We start from the raw sequence: 19723 nt of genomic DNA, 5'->3' as shown, positions 1-19723 counted from the left end.
TGTGGTGACGGAGTGTATCGAGTGACAGGAGTTCCCCTTGGTCACCCGCGGGGCTGACATGGCCCCCGGCTACTCGACCACGGCCGGGGCCATGAGGCGGAACGCCTCCAGGTCGACGTCGTACCAGCGGCGCATCCGGCCCAGGTGCGCCATGCCCAGCCGGCGGCACACCGCCAGCGACGGCTCGTTGCCCGGCCGGACGACGGCGTAGACCTCCGGCAGCCCGGCCTCGAAGCCGCGGGCGACCACGGCCCGCGCGGCCTCCGTGGCGTAGCCGTGGCCCCAGCAGTCGGGGTGCAGGTGCCAGCCGACCTCGACCTCGCCCACGCCGTTGGGCAGCGGCTTGAACAGCACCGTGCCCGCGACCGTCCCGTCCTCGAGCTCCACCGCCCAGCACCCGAAGCGCTCGTCCTGGGCGTGCACCGCCGCCCACCGGCCGGGCAGCTCGGCCGGGGCGACCTTCGGCGGGCCGCCGATCCAGCGGGTCACCTCGTCGCGGCCGTAGATGTCGGCCAGCCGGGCGACGTCGGCGGCGGACGTCGTCCAGGCCCGCAACCGCAGGCGGTCGGTGCGCAGCAGCTCGCCGGCCGGGGAGAACATCCCCGGGACCTACCGCCGGCCAGGCGCCGGGAAACCCCGCTTCAGCCGAGCAGGTCGGCCGCCGAGGCGGCGCGCGAGGACGCGGCCTTCAGCTCCGCCGCGACCGGGTCGGCAGCCCGCTCGGCCCACCACGCCTGCCCACTGGCCGGCAGGGTCGCGATCGGGTCGTAGTAGGTGTAGCGGCGGTCCAGCGCCGCCTCGTCGCCGAGCTCGATGCCGGTGCGGTAGTTCTTCGTCCAGTAGCTGATGCCGCGCTCGCGGTCGTACTCGGCGACCTGGTGCACCCACCGCTTGCCGACGTAGGGGACGTCGCAGACGATCCGCGGCGTGGCGAAGCCGGGCAGGTAGCCCATGAGGTCGTGCTGCAGGGTCTGCGCCTGCGCCAGCGACACCCGCCAGTGCTCGGCGCTGGGGATCATGTCGCACATGTAGAAGTAGTAGGGCGTGATCCCGGCGCCGTCGAGGAGCGCGAAGCACAGATCGAGCAGCTGGGGCGCGGTGGCGTTCACCCCGCGCAGCAGCACGCCCTGGTTGCGGACGTCGCGCACGCCGGCCTCGAGCATCGCCCGGGCGGCCTCGGCGACCAGCGGGGTCACCTGCTGCGCGGCGTTGACGTGCGTGTGCACGGCGAGGGAGACGCCGCGCTCGCGTGCGGTGCGGGCCAGCCGGGCCATGCCCGCGACGACGTCGTCCTGCAGCCAGTGCTGCGGCAGGCCCATCAGCGCCTTGGACGCCAGCCGGATGTCGCGGACCGAGTCGACCTCCAGCAGGCCGGCGACGAACACCTCGAGGTTCTTGAACGGCAGGTTGGCGACGTCGCCGCCGGAGACGACGACGTCGCGGACGCCGGGGGTCGCGCGCAGGTAGTCGAGCATCGCCGTCTGCCGGTCGACCGGCTTGAGGTCGAACTTCAGCTTGGCGACGGCGGGCGTGGAGTTGCCGACCAGGTCCATCCGCGTGCAGTGGCCGCAGTACTGGGGGCAGGTGGAGAGCAGCTCGGCGAGCACCTTGGTGGGATAGCGGTGGGTGAGCCCCTCGACCGCCCACATCTCGTGCTCGTGCAGCGAGTCACGCGCGGCGTACGGGTGGCTGGCGGCGGCGCCGGGCAGCCGGTCGGAGGCGACCGGGAGCATGTACCGGCGCACCGGGTCGGTGAGCATCGCCGCTGTGTCGGGCACCACCCCCGGCACCATCGTGTTGAGCATCTGCGGCGGCAGCAGCAGCGACATGGTCGCCCGGCCGGCCTGGTCGGCCTCGACGTCGGCGTAGAAGGACTCGTCGAGCAGGTCGCCGTAGACGCCGCGCAGCTGGCGGACGTTCTTCACGCAGTGCGCGCGCTGCCACTGGGCGCTGCGCCACTCGGCCTCGGTCACGCCGGCGAACCCGGGCAGCCGGCGCCAGTCCGGCTCGGCCAGGGGCCGGGCGGCGTACTCGTAGGGCTGCTCCAGCACCGTGGCCTCCTTCGCGGGTCGCCTTCCCACTCCGGGGCGACTCTACGGGAGAATCTTCGGTGATACCGCTTTGACGCGATAGGTTCTCCTGCACCGATCGGGTGAAGGGGAGGAACCTGTGGCTGGGACGGCGGAGCGGGCGCTCGGCGTGCACCGCGTGCTGGAGCCGCCGGGGGTGCTGCCCCAGGCGGCGCTCCGGCTCGACGCCGACCCCGCGATCGGGCCGGACGAGGTGCGCCTCAGAGTGCAGCGGCTCAACCTCGACGCGGCATCGTTCCGTCAGCTGTCCGAGGCCTCCGGCGGGGACGGCGCGGCGGTGCGGGACGCCGTCCTGGACATCGTGCGGACCCGCGGCAAGATGCAGAACCCGGTCACCGGCTCCGGCGGCATGCTCCTCGGCGTCGTCGACGCGGTGGGGGAGGACTGCCGGGCCGACCTCGCGATCGGCGACCGGGTGGCCACGCTGGTCTCGCTCACCCTGACCCCGCTGCGGATCACCGACGACCTGGCCCGCTGGGACGGGCGCTCGGAGCAGGTGCCGGCGGAGGGGACGGCGATCCTGTTCGCCCGCTCGATCGCCGCGGTGCTGCCCGACGACCTGCCGGACGCCGTCGCGCTGGCCGTGCTCGACGTCTGCGGGGCACCGGCGGCCACCGCGCGGGTCGTGGCGCGCGCCGGCGCCCGGTCGGTCGTCGTCCTGGGGGCGGCGGGCAAGTCCGGCTGCCTGAGCCTGGCCGCCGCCCGCGACGCCGGGGCCACCCGGCTGACCGGGCTGGTGCGCGACGAGCGGGAGGCCGCCGCCCTGCGCGCCGCGGGCCTCGCCGACCGGGTCGTCGTCGCCGACGCGACCGAGCCGCTCGCCGTCGCCGCGGCGGTGGGGGAGCCGGCGGACGCGACGATCGTCTGCGTCGACGCGCCCGGCGCCGAGCACGGGGCGATCCTGGCCACGGCCGACGGGGGCACCGTGGTCTTCTTCTCCATGGCGACGTCGTTCTCGCAGGCGGCGCTGGGCGCGGAGGGGATGGCGGCGGACGTGACGATGCTGGTCGGCAACGGCTACACGCCGGGGCACGCGGCGATGGCCCTGGACCTGTACCGGGCGACCCCCGGCGTGCGCGCGCTGATCCGACCGCGGGTGGGCGCATGACCCTGCTGCTCACCGACGTCGTCGTCGGCGACCGGCCGGGGCGCGCGGTGCACGTGGTCGACGGCCGCATCGCCTGGCTGGGCGCGGCCGCCGACGCGCCCGCCGCCGGCCGGGTGATCGCGGGGGAGGGGGCGCTGCTCACGCCCGCCTTCGTCGACGCGCACGTGCACGCGACGGCAACCGGGCTGGCGCTGTCCGGCCTCGACCTCCACTCGAGCTCGAGCCTCGCCGCCGCGGTCGCGGCGGTGCGGGGGCACGCCGAGTCCTCGACCGGCGTCCTGCTCGGCACCGGCTGGGACGAGACCGGCTGGCCGGAGGACCGCGGCCTCGCCCGTACCGACCTCGACGCCGTCGTCGGCGACCGCCCGGCCTACCTGGCCCGGGTCGACGTCCACTCCGCGACGGTGTCGACGGCGCTGCTGGACCGGATCCCCGGCATCGCCGACCTGCCCGGCTTCTCGGCCGACGGGCGGCTGCGCCTCGACGCGCACCACGCCGCCCGGCAGGTGGCCTACGGATCGGTCGGGCCCGGCCAGCGGCGGGCCGCGCAGCGCGCCACGCGCGACGCCGCGGCGGCGCTGGGCATCGGCAGCCTGCACGAGATGGCCGGGCCGGAGGTGTCCGGCGCCGAGGACCTGGCCGGGCTGCTGGAGCTGGCCGCGGCCGAGCCGGGCCCCGAGGTGGTCGGCTACTGGGGCGAGCTCGCCGAGCGCGGCGGGCTGGACGTCGTCCGGGAGCTCGGCCTGGCCGGCGCCGGGGGAGACCTGTTCTGCGACGGCGCGTTCGGCTCGCACACCGCGGCCCTGTCCGCGCCCTACACCGACCGGCCCGACACCCGCGGCACGCTGCGGTTCGAGGCCGCGTCGGTGGTCGACCACGTCCGCGCCTGCACCGCCGCGGGGATCCAGGCCGGCTTCCACGTCATCGGCGACGCCGCCGTGCGCCAGGTGCTCGACGCCGTGGCCGCGGTCGCCGCGGAGCTGGGGGAGGCCGCGGTCCGGGCCTGCCGGCACCGGCTCGAGCACGTCGAGCTGATCGACGACGACGGCATCGAGCAGATGCGCCGCCTGGGCATGATCGCCAGCGTCCAGTCCGCCTTCGACGCCGCCTGGGGCGGGCCGGCGGGCATGTACGCCGAGCGGCTGGGCGCCGACCGCGCCGCGGCCACCAACCCGCTGGCCGACCTGACCGACGCCGGGGTGGCGATCGCGCTCGGCAGCGACGCCCCGGTGACCCCGCTGGACCCCTGGGGCGGCGTGCACGCCGCCGTCGACCACCGCACACCCGGCTCGGGGATGCGCCCGTTCGACGCCTTCGACGCCGCCACCCACGGCGGCCGGTACGCCGTCCGCGGCGAGCACCCGGCCGGGCCGCTCGCCGTCGGCGCACCGGCGTCGCTGGCGCTGTGGGAGACCGCGGAGACGCTCTCCGCCGTCCTCGCCGGCCGGGCGCGCCCCGCCTGCCGCCTCCTGCTGGTGAACGGAGACCCCCTGTGACTGGGACTTTTTCGGGCTCAAGTCCGGATACTTCTTCGGGCTCAAGTTCCCGACTGGAGCTGGACCCGGTGCTCGTCGCCCGGGCACGGGAGCTGGCCGGCCGTGCGGCTGCCCCCGTGGTCGACCTCGCGCGCCGGCACACCACGGTCTCGGTCGAGCGCGCCGTGCTGCGGCTGGCCGGGCTGACCGGCACCGACCCGGTGACGGGTGAGGGGCGGGCGGAGGACCGCGTGCCGTGGGTCAACCGCGTGGTGGACGCCGTCCGCGACCAGGTGGGCCTGGAGTCCGGTGTCGCGCTGCCGGTCTGGCACGCGATCACCTCCGGGTCGGCAGCGGGCCTGCAGGACGTCGCCGAGCAGGTCGGCGCCGGGACCGCCCGGTTCGGGATCCCCGCCGACCCCGAGCCGGCCCGCGAGGCCGCGCGGGCCGCCGTCGCCGCCGGGCTGGCCCGCATCGACGCCAACCGCCGCCGCCGCGACGAGCTCGTGGCCACGCACGGCGACCCGCCGCGCCGGCCCTGGATCTACCTGATCGTGGCCACCGGCGACATCCACGAGGACATCCCGCAGGCCCAGGCCGCGGCGCGGGCCGGCGCCGACGTCATCGCCGTCATCCGCTCCACCGGGCAGTCGCTGCTGGACTACGTGCCCGAGGGAGCGACCCGCACCGGCTACGCCGGCACCTACGCCACCCAGGAGAACTTCCGGCTCATGCGGGCGGCCCTGGACGACGTCAGCGCCGAGGTGGGCCGCTACGTCCGGCTGACCAACTACGCGTCCGGGCTGTGCATGCCGGAGATCGCCGTCCTGTCCGGGCTGGAGCGGCTGGACATGATGCTCAACGACGCGATGTACGGGATCCTCTTCCGCGACATCAACCCGCGACGCACCTTCGTCGACCAGCGGTTCTCCCGGATGGTGCACGCCCGCGCCGGGATCATCATCAACACCGGCGAGGACAACTACCTCACCACCGCCGACGCCGTCGACGAGGCGCACACCGTCACCGTCAGCCAGCTGCTCAACGAGACCCTGGCGCACGAGGCGGGCCTGGCGGACTGGCAGCTCGGGCTCGGCCACGCCTTCGAGATCAACCCCGACCTGCCCGACTCCTTCCGCCTCGAGCTGGCCCACGCGCTGCTGGCGCGCGCGCTGTTCCCCGACGCGCCGCTGAAGTGGATGCCGCCGACCAAGCACATGACCGGCGACGTCTTCCGCGGCTACCTGCTCGACGGGTTCTTCAACCTGGCCGGGGCGCTCACCGGCCAGGGCATCCTGCTGGTCGGGATGATGACCGAGGCCGTCGTCACCCCGTGGCTGTCCGACCGCGACCTGGCGCTGCGCAACGTCCGGTACGTCCTCGACGCCGCCGGCGGGCTCACCGAGGACTTCGCGCCGCCGAAGGGCGGGTTCATCGACAAGCGCGCCGACACGGTGCTGCGCGAGGCGGTCGGCCTGCTGGAGCGGATCGCCGACCACCCCGAGGGGCTGATCCAGGCGATCGCCGACGGCACGTTCGGCATCACCAGGCGGCCGCCGGACGGCGGCAAGGGTCTGGACGGCGTGGTGCGGCTGGCCGACGACGCGTACAACCCGGCCCTCGAGCTGCTGTCGAAGGAGGCGGTCCATGCCTGACGGCACGATCGTGCGCCCCTACGGCGACACCACGGGCGACGGCATGGTGCAGACGTCGTTCACGCTGCCGGTCCCGCCCGGGCCGAAGGCGGACGGCGCCGCGCTGCAGCTGGCCACCAAGATGGGCATCGAGCCGGCGATGGTCGTGCACAGCCACGGCATCGGCGAGGGGTACACGTTCTTCGTCGTCTACGGCCCGGTGCGCCACCTGGTCGACCTCGACGCCGTGCAGGTGGAGGAGCGCGCGTACCCGCTGCTGTCGCCGAGCGAGGTCAACGGCGCGATCAAGGCGGGGCTGCGCCGCAAGCTCGTCGTCCTCGGGGCGTGCATCGGCACCGACGCGCACACCGTCGGCATCGACGCGATCCTCAACCTCAAGGGCTTCGCGGGGGAGAAGGGCCTGGAGTACTACCGGGAGATGTCGGTGGCCAACCTCGGCGCCCAGGTCACCGTGCCGGACCTGGTCCGCCGCGCCCGCACGGCCCGCGCCGACGCCGTCCTGGTCTCCCAGGTGGTGACCCAGAAGGACGCGCACCTGCGCAACACCCGCGAGCTGGCCGCCGCGTTCCGGGAGGCGATGGGGGAGTCCCGGCCGCTGCTGGTCGTCGGCGGCCCCCGGTTCGACCCCGCGATGGCCGCCGAGCTCGGCGTCGACAAGGTCTTCGGCCGGGGGACCACGCCCGGCGAGGTCGCCAGCTACCTCGTCTCCGCCCTCGTCCCGCAGGAGGAAGCAGCATGAGCGACCCGAGGCTCGGGTTGACCGTCACCCACCGCCGGTACGTGCCGTACAGCCACGCCCACTACGGCGGCGACCTCGTCGACGGCGCGTACGCGCTCGGCCTGTTCGGAGACGTCGCCACCGAGGTCGCGATCCGGATGGACGGCGACGAGGGGCTGCTCGCGGGCTACTCCGAGGTCCGCTTCCTCGGGCCGGTGCGGGCCGGGGACGTGCTGGAGGCGCACGCCGAGGTGGTGCGGATCGGCCGGCGCAGCCGGGAGCTGCGCTGCTGGGCGCAGGTCGTCGCCCGGGCCGAGCCCGAGCGCGGGCCCTCGGCGGCGCGGATGGTCGAGCCCCCCGAGACGGTGGTCGAGGCGACGGCGACGGTGGTCGTCCCCGCCAGCGGCACGTAACGATCTGGTCACAGTCCGCCACGGGATCGTCACTCGGACGGGGGAGGGCCGAAGCACTTCCTACAGTCACTGCAGTTCCTACCGGGAGCACGACCCGTGGTCCCTCGGAGCGGCACGCCGGAACCCGCCGGCGCGGCCGGCCGGGGGGAGGCGGGGCGCGAACCCGGCGGAGCCGCGCCCCGCCCGCATCATCAGACAACGGAACGTCCCGGCCGCCGCCCGCGGCCCGGCGTCCGGCCCGAAGATGCGGATCGGCCGCGGACCCACCGCCGGCGCACCCGGACCAGACGCAACCGCGACGGTGCGGCGCCCGGCCACACGCACCGGCCGGAATGGGATGCTGGGGCGGGGCCGCCGCGGACGTGCGGCGGCCCGGCCCCCGGCCGGCCGGCCCGGGGCAGGTGCACGCGCCGGCAGGCCCGGAGCGAACAGTCCCACGGAGGCAGCGCGTGCCGGCAGGAGCGAGCGCCGACACCCTGCACCGTCCCGGGCGCCCCCAGGCCGCGCACCCCGCCGAGCGGAAGCGGCGGTGGCCCTGGCGCACCCTGCTGGCCGCTCTCGGCGGGCTGGCCCTGCTGCTGGCGTTCCCCGGCTACCACCTCACCGCCCTGGCCCCGCTCGGCCCGGCGGCGCTCGCCCTGGCCGTCCGCGGGCAGCGGGCGCGGTCCGGGCTGTGGCTGGGGTTCGTGCTGGGGGCGGCCTTCTTCGTGCCGCTGCTGTCGTGGAGCGGGGTCTACGTCGGGCCGGTGCCCTGGCTGGCGCTGGCCCTGTGGGAGGCGCTGCACGTCGCCCTGCTGGGCGCGGCCACCGCCCTGGTCTCCCGGCTGCCGCTGTGGCCGCTGTGGGCGGCCGCGCTGTGGGTCGCCGACGAGGCCCTGCGCGGGCGGTTCGTGCTCGGCGGCTTCCCGTGGGGCCGGCTCGGGCTGTCCCAGACCAGCGGGCCGCTCACCTCCCTGGCGGCCTACGGCGGCGTCCCGCTGGTCAGCTTCGCGGTGGCGCTGACCGGCACCCTGCTGGCCGCCGCCGTCCTCGCCCTGCTCCGCGCCTGGCGCGCCGCGTCGTCCCCGGCCGGGCGCACGCCGGCGACGGCCAGCGCCGCGGCGCTGGCCGTCGCCGGCGTCCTGGCCGTGCCGCTCGTCGGCGGGCTGGCCTGGCTGCCGCTGCCCGGCTCGTCCCTGACCGCGGGCGGGCCGACCGCCACGGTCGCGGTGATCCAGGGCAACGTGCCCCGCGCCGGCCTGGACTTCAACGCCCAGCGCCGCGCGGTGCTCGACAACCACGTCCAGCAGACCCTCGAGCTCGCCGCCCGGGTCGAGGACGGCCGCGCGGCCCGCCCGGACCTGGTCGTCTGGCCGGAGAACAGCTCCGACATCGACCCCTACGTCAACGCCGACGCCGACCGCGCGATCAGCCGCGCCGCGGACAGGATCGGCGCCCCGATCCTGGTCGGCGCGATCGTCCAGGGCCCGGGGCGGTTCATCAGCAACACGGCCATCGTGTGGAGCCCCCAGGACGGCCCGGGCCAGACCTACGTCAAGCGGCACCCGGTGCCCCTGGCCGAGTACGTGCCCGCCCGGAGCTTCTTCCGGTTCTTCAGCCCCTACATCGACCGCGTCACCGACCAGCACGCCGGCACCGCGGTCGGCGTCCTCGACCTGGCCGGCACGCGGGTCGGCGACCTCATCTGCTTCGAGGTGGTCTACGACTCGCTCGTGCACGACGTCGTCGACGCCGGCGCCGGGATGATCGTCGTCCAGACCAACAACGCGACGTTCGGCTTCACCGACGAGAGCGAGCAGCAACTGGCGATGAGCCGGCTGCGGGCGGTGGAGTTCGGCCGCACGGTGGTCATCGCGGCGACCAGCGGGATCTCCGCGATCGTAGCGCCGGACGGCTCGGTGGCCCGCTCCTCGTCGCTGTTCACGCCGGCGGTCTTCGTCGAGGACGTCGCCCAGCGGTCCTCCACGACCGTCGCCGAGCGCCTCGGCGGCGCCCCGGAGTGGGTGCTGACCGGCCTCGGCGTCGCCGCGCTGGTCGCCGTCCTGCTGCCCGCGCCGGTGCGCCGGCGTCTCCCGGGGGGACGGCGGTGAGTGCGGGGGAGGGCAGCGCCCGGCTGCTGGTGATCATCCCCACCTACAACGAGGCCGAGAACGTCGAGCGGATCGTCGCGCGGCTACTGGCCGCCGTCCCGGCCGCGCACGCCCTCGTCGTCGACGACGGATCCCCGGACGGCACCGGGGACCTGGCCGAGAAGCTGGCCGCCCGCGAGCCGCGGGTGCACCTGCTGCGCCGCCCCGGCAAGGCCGGGCTGGGCCCGGCCTACGTCGCCGGGTTCCGCTGGGCGCGGGCCCATGGCTTCGACGTCCTGGTCGAGATGGACGCCGACGGCTCGCACGCCCCCGAGCAGCTGCCCGGCCTGCTGGCCGCCCTGGACGCCGGCGCCGACCTGGTCCTCGGCTCGCGCTACGTGCGCGGCGGGCGGGTGGCCGACTGGCCCGCGCACCGGCTGCTGCTCTCCCGCGCCGGCAACGCCTACACCCGCTGGGCGCTGCGGCTGCCGCTGCGCGACGCCACCGGCGGCTACCGGGCGGTCCGCGGCGAGCTGGTCGACCGGCTGCCCTTCGACGACGTGGCCAGCCAGGGCTACTGCTTCCAGGTCGACTGGGCCTGGCGGGCCTGGCGCGCGGGCGCCCGCGTGGTGGAGGTGCCGATCACCTTCACCGAGCGGGCGCACGGCAGGAGCAAGATGAGCGGCTCGATCGTTGCAGAGGCGTTGGTACGGGTCACCGCGTGGGGCCTGCGGGACCGGCTGGCCGATCGGCTGCCGGGCCGCGTCCGCCGGCCCGTACCCGGACGAGCCCGGATCGGCGGGCGGTCGAGCGCGGCCCGGTAGGCGGGCCGCCGCCGCCCGCGCCGGACGGGCAGGAGAGGCGGAGGACGTCGTGGGACGTCTGCGCATGGTGCTGGGGCTGCTCGCCCTCGCCGAACTGGTCGTCTTCGTGCTGGTCGCGGCCTGGATCGGGGTGGGCTGGACGATCCTGGCGATGCTGGGCACGAGCGCGCTCGGCGCACTGCTGCTCGGCCGGCAGGGCACGAAGGCGCTGGGGGAGCTGCAGGAACGGGCGCGGACGCGGCGGCCGGCCGGGCGGGAGCTCGGCAACGCCGGGCTCGTGGCGATCGGCGGGCTGCTCATGCTGCTGCCCGGGTTCATCGGCGACCTGATCGGGCTGCTGTGCCTGCTGCCCGGAACGCGCGACGTCGTCCGGGCGCTGCTGCTGCGCACGGTCTTCGCCCGGCTGCCCGACCGGATGCGCGGCCCGGTGCGGGTGCGCAGCGCCCGCGTCGAGGAGATGGAGGGCGAGGTGTGGCGGCCCGGTCCGCGACCCGACGGCCGTCCGCCGCGGGTGATCGAGGGCGAGATCGCGCCCGGCCCGACGCCCTGAAGGACCCCGCTGCCCCCCGCCACTCGCACGCTCGCGGCGGGACCCTGCAGCGGGGCCGGAACGCGGAACGGCCCCGGTGGGAGATCCCACCGGGGCCGTTCGGTCGTGCGTGGTTCAGCTGGCGCGGGTCCGCCGGCCGCGGAGCACCTCGAGGCGCTCGGCCAGGACCTCCTCGAGGTCCTCGACGGAGCGACGCTCGAGCAGCATGTCCCAGTGGGTGCGCGGGGGCTTGACCTTCTTGGGGGTCGGCTCGGCGCCACCGACCAGCTTGGCGGCGGAACCGTCGAACTTGCACTCCCAGGTGTCGGGGAGCTCGGCGTCGTCAGCGAAGGGCACCGTGAACAGGTGGCCGGACGGGCAGCGGTACTCCGCGTACTGCCGCTCGATGGGGGCCGTGTTCCGCTCGGTCTCGTAGCTGACGCTGCCAAGTCGGCTGCCGCGCAGGGAACGCTCGCCCATGGCACACCGTCCTCTCGTGGTGCTGGTGGTCGGTCGGGACTCGACGTCCTTCGGGCGGGTGCTACCCACCGTCGGGGCGATTCAAGGGGACCAACGACAGAGTTGGCGGAGGAATTCCGCCGAAGTTGGTTCCCCATCATCTCATGGAGTGGTATGCGGCACGTCGGGCACCCCCTGTCGAGTGACACGGACGGGGGAGACGGCCAGTTCAGGAGAGTGTCAGCTGGCCCGGTCCGGCGGCGGTCGGCCCGAGCTCGCCGCGCACGTAGTGACGCCGGCACAACACCTGGTAGCGGACGTCCGGCGCCCCGGCGCCGCCGCCGGGCGGCGGCGGGGGAGCGGTGTCGGCGACGACGACGGTGGCGCCCTCCCGCACCAGGACGCCGTCCACGACCCGGGCGTTGAGCCGGCCGGGCAGGCCGCACCAGCAGAGCACCTGCACCTGCACGCGCTCGACGGTGTCGGCGACCTCGAGCAGCCGCTGGGTGCCGGGGAACAGCCGCGCGCGGAAGTCCGTGGTCAGGCCGAAGGCGTAGACGTCGACGTGCGACTCGTCGACCAGCTCGGCAAGCTGGTCGACCTGCCCGGTGTCGAGGAACTGCGCCTCGTCGACGATCAGGTAGTCGACCCGGTGCCCGGCCGCCCAGTGCTCGCGCACCAGCAGCCACAGGTCGGTGCCGGCGTCGATCTCGATCGCCTGCCGGGACAGCCCCACCCGCGAGCTGATCCGCGGCGCGCCGGAGCGGTCGCCCTGGGTCAGCAGCAGCCCGTGGCGGCCCTGCCGGCTCTGGTTGTGGTCGACCTGCAGCGCCAGGGTGGACTTCCCGCAGTCCATCGGGCCGTGGAAGAAGACCAGGTGGGCCGGCGCCGGGTAGCTGCGGCGGTTGCCCGCCGCCGGCACGGACGCGAGGACGGCGTCCCCGGGCACGCTCACAGGCGCTCCGGTGGGGTGTTGCCGGCCTCCTCGACCGCGCGGCGCATCGGCAGGGCGGCCAGCGCGACGAACCCCGCGACGAAGAAGATCACCAGACTGACGATCGCCAGCCGGTAGGAGCCGGTGAACTGGTAGGTCAACCCGAACGCCAGCGGGCCGAGCCAGCTGGTGCCGCGGTCGCTGATCTCGTAGAAGCCGAAGTACTCGGCCTCCTTGCCGGCCGGGATCAGCTGGCTGAACAGCGACCGGGACAGCGCCTGCGTGCCGCCCTGCACCAGCCCGATGACCGCGGCCAGCGCGTAGAACTGGCCGACCGCCCCCTCCTGCAGGAAGAAGGCCGCGACCAGGACGGCGATCCACGCCACCAGGCTGCCCAGGACGACGTGCTTCGCGCCGTAGCGGGCGGCCAGCCGGCCGAGGCCGAGCGCCCCGGCGATCGCCACCACCTGCACCATCAGGATCGCGCCGGTGAGCACCGACTGGTCGAGCCCGAGCTCCTCGGTGGCGTAGGTCGCCGACAGCGCGATCACCGTCTGCACGCCGTCGTTGAACAGCAGGTAGGCGCCGAGGAACCACAGCGTGAGCGGGAACGCCCGCATCTCCCGCAGGGTCGTGGCCAGCTGCCGGAAGCCGCTGCGGGAACGGGCAGCGCTCTCCCGCACCGGCCGGTTGCGCAGCCGGGACACGGTGAACACGGTGAACCCGCCCCACCACAGGCCCGCGGTGGCCAGGCAGATCCGCACGGCCTCGCCGGTGGTCAGCCCCAGGGACGGCGCCGCCAGCACCAGGCCCAGGTGGACGGCGAGCAGCAGCGCCCCGCCGACGTAGCCGAACGCCCAGCCCCGGCTGGAGACGGCGTCGCGCTCGTCCGGCCCCGCCAGGTCCGGCAGCCAGGAGTAGTAGACGACGGTGGCCGCGCCGAAGCTGATGTTGGCGACGGCGAACAGCACCGCGCCCAGCAGCCAGCGGCCGTCGGCGACGAAGAACAGCCCGGTGGTGGTCAGCGCGCCGAGCGCGGCGAACCCGGCGAGCATCTCCCGCTTGCGGCCGCTGCGGTCGGCGATCGCGCCGGTCAGCGGCAGCACCAGCACCTGCAGCAGCACCGAGGCCGACAGTACGTAGGAGAACCAGCTGCCCGGCGGGATGGACAGGCCGAGGAAGTCCAGCCGGCCGTCGGGACCGGCGCCGTCCTCGGCGACCGCGGTGAGGTAGGGGCCGAGGAAGACGGTCGTCACCGAGGTGTTGAAGACCGACATCGCCCAGTCGTAGGAGTACCAGCCGAAGCGCTCGCGGCGCAGCGCCCGGTCGACGGGCGGCTCGGTGGTGGGGCTGGCCAGCTCGGTCACCCGCGCAGGTTCGCAGGTGGGGTGCGCCCGGTCCAGCACCGGGGTCCCGCCCGGCGCCGTGGCGTGCCAGGCTCGGTCGCATCCGTCCGAGCCGGGGAGGGGCCGTGGCCGCGCGCTACCAGTACAAGGTCGTCGAACTCCGCGAGGGGATGATCGGCGGGAAGATGTCCGGCGACAAGCTGGAGAAGGTGCTCAACGAGCACGCCCGCGACGGCTGGCAGGTCAAGGCGATCACCGCGGTGGAGGTCAAGGGCCGGATCGGTCCGGGCGGGGTCGAGGGGGTGCTGGTGACCTTCGAGCGCCCGGCCGGCTGATCGCTACGGGATGTCGTCCGGGACGACGCCCCCGGGGAACGCCGCCGTCCCCGTGGCCGGCCGGGTCGGGTCGGCGTAGCGGGGGTGCTCCGGCTCGTCGGCGCGCAGCGGGACCAGGCCGCGGGTGATCGCCGCGGCGATGCGCATGCGGGCCCGGTTGGCGTCGCCCACGCGGCCCAGCTTCAGGTCCTCGAAGAACACCGGCGGGCCGACGTGCACCCTGAACGCGGGCCGGCGGGCCACCGAGCGCAGGGCCGTGCGCAGCTTGCCCCAGTCGTTGCCGTACTGGAGCACCTCGTGCGCGCCCCACTGGCTCACCGGGATCACCGGAACCCCGACGCCCAGCGCCAGCCGGGCCATACCGGTGCGGCCGCGCTCGGGCCACAGGTCCGGCGCCAGCCCGACCCGGCCCTCCGGGTACGCCACGACGTGCCCGCCGTGCACCAGCGCGACCTCGGTGACGCGCACGGCGTGCCGGGCCACCTCGGTGCCACGCTCCACGCGGATGCCGCCGGTGCGCTCCAGCAGCGGACCGGCGACCGGCGCGGCCAGGATGCCGCCGGTGGCCATGATCCGCGGCATCACCCCGAGCTTGTGCAGCGCGACGGCGATGACGAACGGGTCGAAGTCGCCGATGTGGTTGGCCGCCAGCAGCAGCGGGCCGCGGCGCAGCTCCTCGGGGATGCTGCCGCTCACCTCGACCCGGCCGAAGAGGCCCACCAGCCAGGAGAAGTTGCGCAGCATGAACCGCCACACGTCCCACGGCGGCGCCGCGGCGATGGCCAGCTCCCGGGCGAACCACTCGGGGTCGTCGGGCTTGAGGACGGAGCGGAGGTAGTCGGGCAGCGGCGGCGCCGGGGGGCGCCAGGTGCGCAGCCGCTCGCCGAGCCCGCTCACGGGCCCACCCACTGGCCGCGCTTCTCCAGCGTCTCGCGCAGCATGGCGGGGCGGTCGGTCATGATGCCGTCCGCGCCGAGATCGAGCATGGTCTCGGTTTCCTCCGGGGTGTCGACGGTCCACACGTGCACCTGCAGGCCCCGGGCGTGCGCCGCGGCGACGAACCGCTCGTCGACCAGCGCCCGGCCGCCCAGCTGCAGCGGCACCTGCGCGCAGCCGGCGGGGATGCGCACCAGGCCCGCGGCCCGCGGCGAGTACGACGACAGCCGCAGCGCGGCCACCCCGCGCGGGCCGAGCGCGGTGCACATCGACGGCCCGAACAGCCGGCGGGCCGCGGCGACGCGGGCGTCGGAGAACGACGCCAGGCACAGCCGGTCGGCGACCTTGAGCCGGCGTACGGTGCGGACCAGGGGAGCGAGCACCCCGGCGGCCTTGATGTCGAGGTTGAAGCGCACGTCCGGCCAGGCGCCGAGCAGGTCGTCGAGCCGCACGATCGGCTCCCGCCCGCCGATGCGGGCCTGCGCCACCTCCGACCACGGCAGCTGCTCGATCCGGCCGGTCCGGTCGGTGGTCCGCTCCAGCGTCGGGTCGTGGAAGGCCACCAGGACGCCGTCCGCCGTCACCCGTACGTCGGTCTCCAGGTACCGGTAGCCCAGGGCCACGCACGCCTCGAAGGCCGGCATGCTGTTCTCGAGGTGCTCGATGGCGCCACCGCGGTGCGCCAGCGCCAACGGGGTGGGCCCGTCGAGGTAGGCGAAACGGGCGGGGGGCACGCCTGACACGCTAGTTCGCCGGTGCCGGGCGGCCGTCGTCCGCCCTGGTCAGGACGGGCGGACCGCCTTGGCCATGCGCTCGACGATCGTGGTGAGGACGGCGCGCGGCGTGGCGAAGTTCAGCCGGACGTGCCCGGCGCCCCCGGCGCCGCACTCGGGGCCGTCGACCAGCGCGACGCCGGCCCGGTCCAGGAAGAACGCGCCGGGCGAGGCCGGCAGCCCGAGCCCGCGGCAGTCCAGCCAGGCCAGGTAGGTGCCCTCCGGTGGGCGGTGGCGCACGCCCGGCAGGTGCTCGGCCAGCAGGCCGGCCAGCGCGCGCCGGTTGCCGTCCAGGTACCGCAGGACGTCGGCCAGCCACGGACCGCCCTCGGTGTAGGCGGCGGTGGCGGCGAGGACACCGAGGGTGGACACCCCGGGGAGGAACAGGCCGCCGCGCTCGGCCCAGACGGCGACGTCGGCCTGGTTCGAGAAGATCAGCTGGGCGGCCTTGAGGCCGGGCAGGTTCCACGCCTTGGACGCCGACGTGCCGGTGACCGTGTGCGCGGCGGTGACCGGGGACAGCGACGCGTACGGCCGGTGCACCGCGCCGGGATGCACCAGCGGCGCGTGGATCTCATCGGCGAAGACCCGCGCGCCGGCCCGGTCCACGACCTCGGCCAGGGCCAGCTGCTCGTCGGCGGTGAACACCCGGCCGAGCGGGTTGTGCGGGTTGACGTGCACGAGCAGCCGGCCGCCGGCGGCGAACGCGCGGGCGATGCCGTCGAGGTCGTAGGTGGCTCGGCCGTCGCGCTCGCTCATCGGGACCTCGATCAGCGGGCGGCCGAGCATGCCGGGGAGCTTCACGAACGGCATGTAGGCGGGCGTGGGCAGCACGATCGGGCTGCCCGGCGGCGTGTACAGCTCGATGGCCGCCTGCAGCGCGGCGAGGACGTCGGCCACCGGGGCGATCCACTCCGGCCGCACCGTCCAGCCGTAGCGGCGCTCCTGCCAGCCGGCGCAGGCCGCGGCCATCCCGGCGACGTCGTCGTCCGTGACGTAACCCAGCCGGCCGCGGTCGACGGCCTCGTGCAGGGCCCGCGCGACGGCGGGGGCGGTGCCGAAGTCCATCTCGGCGACGAAGGCGCCGATGGCCGGGCGGTACCGGCTCCACTTGAGGCTGCCCAAGGCGCGCAGGGCGTCCTCGGTGCGCGCGTCGAAGGGCGCGGGCTCGTCGTGCGGCGCGGCCGCGGTCATGGCTTCCTCCCGGCCTCCGGGGCGGACGGTCCGCGGGACGTGAGTCTCCGCGCAGTACTGGCGTGTCCCCGGGGATTGTCCGTGGGTGCGTCTAGCGTGCCCAGACGTGGCAGAGCAGCATCCGGCCGGAACGGCGGAGGACGTCCGGCGCACGACCGAGCGGCACAAGGAGAGCGCGGAGCAGCGGCGCTGCGGCTGGTGCCGGCGCGTGCTCCCGCAGCAGGGCTCGGTGGGCAGACCCCGGATGTACTGCGGGCAGGCCTGCCGGCAGCGGGCCTACGAGCAGCGGTCGGCGACCAGCAAGGCGGGCCTGTCCGGCGACGTCGTCCTGGTGACGCGGGCGGAGCTGGACGGCCTGCAGGACCGGCTGTACCAGCTGCGCTGCGCGCTCGAGGACGTGCAGACGCTGCTCACCGAGAAGCCGACGAAGGCCGAGCTGGAACAGTCACTGGTCGATCTGGTGCGCTCGACGGGCCGGCTCGACCGTCTCTGGGTCTCCGAGCGCGCCGGCTGAGGCTTCCGTCAGCCGTTCCCGGCGTCGTTTCCGGTGTCGCTGGAGCTGGGCTCGCGGTTGCTGTTGTCCGGTAGATCGCTCTGGGACGGCGACGACGGCGTGGTCGACGCGGTGTCCTTGGGTGTTCCGGTGTTGCCCTCCGTGGGGTCGCCGCAGCCGGCCAACGTGGCGCTGCCACCGCCGAACAGCGTCAGGGCGACGAACAGGCCGGCCAGCGGACGTCGGATGCGCATGCACCGACCCTTTCCAGCCGCCGCCCCCGCGAAACGAACTCTGCGGGCGCCGGACGTCCGGCCGCCCATACCCCCGTCATTACGTCACAGTGACGTAATGACGGGGGTATGGGCCGGACCGGGGAAGGGGCGGCGGTCGGGGCCGGGACGCCGTGCCGGCCCGGGATGGTGGTGACGGGCGCCCGGACGATCATGACGTCGGACCCGGAGATGATCATGAAATGAATTGATCATGACAGGGGAGTCGGCGGGTGATCCAGGGGGTGGCCGGCGGGACACCTGACGGCGGCGGTCGTCCGGCCGGGCGGCTGGGCCCGGCGGGACGCGCGACGTCACGCGCACGATGACGAGACGCCTGCGCAACGCCGTCGACGGGGAAGCCCGGCCGGCGAGCGTCGACGAGCACGTCGCGAACGGAGCCGCGATACGTCAGGTCAGGTGCATCGAACCCGGAGGGCGACCAGGATCGCGACCCCTTCCAGGGCCTGGCCGCCAGCGCCGATAATGCACATTATGTCAACTTGCTGAGCGGGACCGGGCGGCAGCACCTCCCCACCTCTGCTGCTGGTCACTACCGTGTCGTCACGGCGGCCGAGGCGGCTAGGGAGACCCGGGTGGACATCCTGCATCCACGGATGAAGAACCTGTCGGCGCCCGACGAGACCCTCTCCATCGACAAGGGGTCGGCGAGCACGGTCAGAGTCGGCGAGATGGTCGTCGGTCGGCTCGTGCTGGAGCCCGGCTGGCGGTGGTCCACGCACGTGCGGCCCATCGCCGGAACGGCGAGCTGCCAGTTCCACCATGTGGGGTTCATGCTGTCCGGTGCCATGGGCGGCCGGATGGACGACGGCACCCGGTTCGAGGTCAGCCCCGGGGACGTCTTCGACATCCCGCCCGGCCATGACAACTGGGTCATCGGTGACGAGCCGGTCGTCTCCATCGTCTGGGGTGGCTGGCGCGGCTGGGGCAAGCCGCCGGTCGGTGAGCGCGTGCTGACGACCATGCTGATGACGGACATCGCGAAGTCGACCGAGCGGGTGTCCGCGGTGGGCGATGCGGCCTGGGATCACCTGCTCGATCGCCATCGCACCCTCGTTCGCGAGGTCCTCGAGCGCTACCGCGGCAGCGAGATAGACACCGCCGGCGACGGGTTCCTGATCGTGTTCGACGGCGCTGCGCGTGCGGTGCAGGCCGCGGTCGAGATCCGCGCCGCGGTGCGCGGCATCGGCCTCGACATCCGCGCAGGTCTCCACGTCGGCGAGGTGGAACTGGTCCCCGGGGGGATCCGGGGGCTGGCGGTCCACGAGACCGCTCGCATCATGGCGCTGGGCGATGCCGGAGACATCCTCGTCTCCAGCACGACGCGAGAACTGGCCGCAGGCTCGGGAGTCGCCTACCAGGACTGCGGCATCCACCACCTGAAAGGCATCCCCGAGCCACGCCGGGTCTTCCTGGTCGTCGCCGCGGCGGGCGAGGAGCACGGTGCAGCCACGTAGCCGACACCTCGATCGGCGTCCACTCCCCCTCAGCCGCCGAACGTCACGTCCTTGGTCTCCGTGACGCCCGCCGTGCGACCGGGTGCCGCCTGCTCCTGCCAGTAGAGGTTGGTGTGCGCGATGACCGCCTCCGGCGGCGGCGCGCCCCACGCGGTCAGGTCCTCCGTCGTGTGTGCATCCCCGACGAGCGTCACGTCGTAGCCGCGGGCGAACGCGCCGTGGATGGTCGACCGGATGCACGCATCGGTCTGCGCCCCGGTCACCACGAGGTGCCCGATCCCGGCGCGCGCCAGCACCGATTCCAGCTCGGTGTCCTCGAACGAGTCCCCGTAGCTCTTGTGCACCAGCGGCTCGGACTCCCGGCGGGTCAGCTCCGGGACGTACCGCCAGGCGTCGCTCCCCTGCTGCAGCTGCTCGTCGGAGTGCTGGACCCAGACGACCGGCACGCCCTCACCCCGCGCCCTGTCGACGAGCGCGCCGATGTTGGCGACCACCGCGTCGCGCTCGTGCGCGCCGGCGACGACGCCCTGCTGGACGTCGATCACCACCAGGGCGGTGCGGGAACGATCCGGCAGGGTGGTCATGGCGATCTCCTTCGCTGGTCGGACGCGCTCGTCTCGCC

21 protein-coding genes are annotated in these 19723 nt (G+C 74.7%); 11 read left to right on the top strand and 10 right to left on the bottom strand.

What is annotated here, in order from left to right:
• Positions 1–69: 69 nt before the first annotated feature.
• The gene (locus AB3388_RS13735; RefSeq protein ID WP_495411324.1) at positions 70–600 is read right to left on the bottom strand and encodes a GNAT family N-acetyltransferase; all 531 of its coding nucleotides are present in this window, start codon (positions 598–600) and stop codon (positions 70–72) included.
• 41 nt (positions 601–641) lie between these two features.
• Positions 642–2051: a KamA family radical SAM protein gene (locus AB3388_RS13730; RefSeq protein ID WP_495411323.1), complete on the bottom strand. Its 1410-nt coding sequence runs from the start codon at positions 2049–2051 to the stop codon at positions 642–644.
• Between the two features lie 118 nt (positions 2052–2169).
• On the opposite strand from AB3388_RS13730, the gene kdd reads away from it, so the two are divergent.
• The 8 genes from kdd to AB3388_RS13690 all read left to right on the top strand — a co-directional run bounded on the left by kdd (position 2170) and on the right by AB3388_RS13690 (position 10902).
• Positions 2170–3198: an L-erythro-3,5-diaminohexanoate dehydrogenase gene (kdd, locus tag AB3388_RS13725; protein ID WP_495411322.1), complete on the top strand. Its 1029-nt coding sequence runs from the start codon at positions 2170–2172 to the stop codon at positions 3196–3198.
• Positions 3195–4694, top strand: coding sequence for an amidohydrolase (locus AB3388_RS13720; protein ID WP_495411321.1), 1500 nt, complete (start codon positions 3195–3197; stop codon positions 4692–4694). Before kdd ends, AB3388_RS13720 begins: the two co-directional genes overlap by 4 nt.
• On the top strand, positions 4691–6328 hold the full coding sequence (kamD, locus tag AB3388_RS13715; protein ID WP_495411320.1) for a lysine 5,6-aminomutase subunit alpha: 1638 nt from the start codon (positions 4691–4693) through the stop codon (positions 6326–6328). Before AB3388_RS13720 ends, kamD begins: the two co-directional genes overlap by 4 nt.
• Entirely contained in the window at positions 6321–7067 is a 747-nt protein-coding gene (gene kamE, locus AB3388_RS13710; RefSeq protein ID WP_495411319.1) for a lysine 5,6-aminomutase subunit beta, read from the top strand. Before kamD ends, kamE begins: the two co-directional genes overlap by 8 nt.
• Entirely contained in the window at positions 7064–7459 is a 396-nt protein-coding gene (gene kal, locus AB3388_RS13705; RefSeq protein ID WP_495411318.1) for a 3-aminobutyryl-CoA ammonia lyase, read from the top strand. Before kamE ends, kal begins: the two co-directional genes overlap by 4 nt.
• A gap of 449 nt (positions 7460–7908) precedes the next feature.
• Entirely contained in the window at positions 7909–9549 is a 1641-nt protein-coding gene (lnt, locus tag AB3388_RS13700) for an apolipoprotein N-acyltransferase (protein ID WP_495411317.1), read from the top strand.
• Positions 9546–10352 (top strand): polyprenol monophosphomannose synthase, encoded by an 807-nt coding sequence (locus AB3388_RS13695; protein WP_495411316.1) that lies wholly within the window; start codon positions 9546–9548, stop codon positions 10350–10352. The genes lnt and AB3388_RS13695 overlap by 4 nt, the downstream gene beginning before the upstream one ends.
• A gap of 49 nt (positions 10353–10401) precedes the next feature.
• A complete protein-coding gene (locus AB3388_RS13690; RefSeq protein WP_495411315.1) occupies positions 10402–10902 on the top strand; it encodes an FxsA family protein in 501 nt (166 codons plus the stop codon).
• 114 nt (positions 10903–11016) lie between these two features.
• On the opposite strand, the gene AB3388_RS13685 is transcribed toward AB3388_RS13690, so the two are convergent.
• The 3 genes from AB3388_RS13685 to AB3388_RS13675 form a co-directional block, all read right to left on the bottom strand.
• Positions 11017–11361, bottom strand: a complete 345-nt coding sequence (locus AB3388_RS13685; RefSeq protein ID WP_436693051.1) for an RNA polymerase-binding protein RbpA — start codon at positions 11359–11361, stop codon at positions 11017–11019.
• Between the two features lie 208 nt (positions 11362–11569).
• Entirely contained in the window at positions 11570–12295 is a 726-nt protein-coding gene (locus AB3388_RS13680) for a thymidine kinase (protein ID WP_495411314.1), read from the bottom strand.
• On the bottom strand, positions 12292–13641 hold the full coding sequence (locus AB3388_RS13675; RefSeq protein WP_495411313.1) for an MFS transporter: 1350 nt from the start codon (positions 13639–13641) through the stop codon (positions 12292–12294). Before AB3388_RS13675 ends, AB3388_RS13680 begins: the two co-directional genes overlap by 4 nt.
• A 104-nt stretch (positions 13642–13745) precedes the next feature.
• Between AB3388_RS13675 and AB3388_RS13670 the strand changes: the two genes are divergently transcribed.
• The gene (locus AB3388_RS13670) at positions 13746–13955 is read left to right on the top strand and encodes a DUF4177 domain-containing protein (protein WP_495411312.1); all 210 of its coding nucleotides are present in this window, start codon (positions 13746–13748) and stop codon (positions 13953–13955) included.
• Between the two features lie 3 nt (positions 13956–13958).
• Here AB3388_RS13670 and AB3388_RS13665 read toward each other — a convergent pair whose 3' ends face one another.
• The 3 genes from AB3388_RS13665 to AB3388_RS13655 are packed head-to-tail and all read right to left on the bottom strand — an operon-like array spanning position 13959 to position 16858.
• Positions 13959–14852 carry a lysophospholipid acyltransferase family protein gene (locus AB3388_RS13665; RefSeq protein WP_495411311.1) on the bottom strand — a complete coding sequence of 298 codons (894 nt, stop codon included), beginning with the start codon at positions 14850–14852 and terminating at the stop codon, positions 13959–13961.
• Positions 14849–15625 carry a glycerophosphodiester phosphodiesterase family protein gene (locus AB3388_RS13660; protein WP_495411310.1) on the bottom strand — a complete coding sequence of 259 codons (777 nt, stop codon included), beginning with the start codon at positions 15623–15625 and terminating at the stop codon, positions 14849–14851. Before AB3388_RS13660 ends, AB3388_RS13665 begins: the two co-directional genes overlap by 4 nt.
• A 48-nt stretch (positions 15626–15673) precedes the next feature.
• Complete coding sequence (locus tag AB3388_RS13655; RefSeq protein WP_495411309.1) at positions 15674–16858, bottom strand: MalY/PatB family protein; 1185 nt, start codon at positions 16856–16858, stop codon at positions 15674–15676.
• Positions 16859–16964: 106 nt separating this feature from the next.
• On the opposite strand from AB3388_RS13655, the gene AB3388_RS13650 reads away from it, so the two are divergent.
• Positions 16965–17372 carry a hypothetical protein gene (locus AB3388_RS13650; protein WP_495411308.1) on the top strand — a complete coding sequence of 136 codons (408 nt, stop codon included), beginning with the start codon at positions 16965–16967 and terminating at the stop codon, positions 17370–17372.
• Between the two features lie 8 nt (positions 17373–17380).
• Here AB3388_RS13650 and AB3388_RS13645 read toward each other — a convergent pair whose 3' ends face one another.
• Positions 17381–17605, bottom strand: a complete 225-nt coding sequence (locus tag AB3388_RS13645; protein WP_495411307.1) for a hypothetical protein — start codon at positions 17603–17605, stop codon at positions 17381–17383.
• 614 nt (positions 17606–18219) lie between these two features.
• On the opposite strand from AB3388_RS13645, the gene AB3388_RS13640 reads away from it, so the two are divergent.
• Positions 18220–19101: an adenylate/guanylate cyclase domain-containing protein gene (locus AB3388_RS13640; RefSeq protein ID WP_495411306.1), complete on the top strand. Its 882-nt coding sequence runs from the start codon at positions 18220–18222 to the stop codon at positions 19099–19101.
• Between the two features lie 29 nt (positions 19102–19130).
• On the opposite strand, the gene AB3388_RS13635 is transcribed toward AB3388_RS13640, so the two are convergent.
• Positions 19131–19685, bottom strand: a complete 555-nt coding sequence (locus AB3388_RS13635) for a cysteine hydrolase family protein (RefSeq protein WP_495411305.1) — start codon at positions 19683–19685, stop codon at positions 19131–19133.
• Positions 19686–19723 lie beyond the last annotated feature (38 nt).

The sequence above is a fragment of the Geodermatophilus sp. SMS 5-13 genome, from assembly GCF_059428245.1.
Note: the sequence above shows the minus strand (reverse complement) of the source record. Positions and strands in the feature narration are given on the sequence as shown.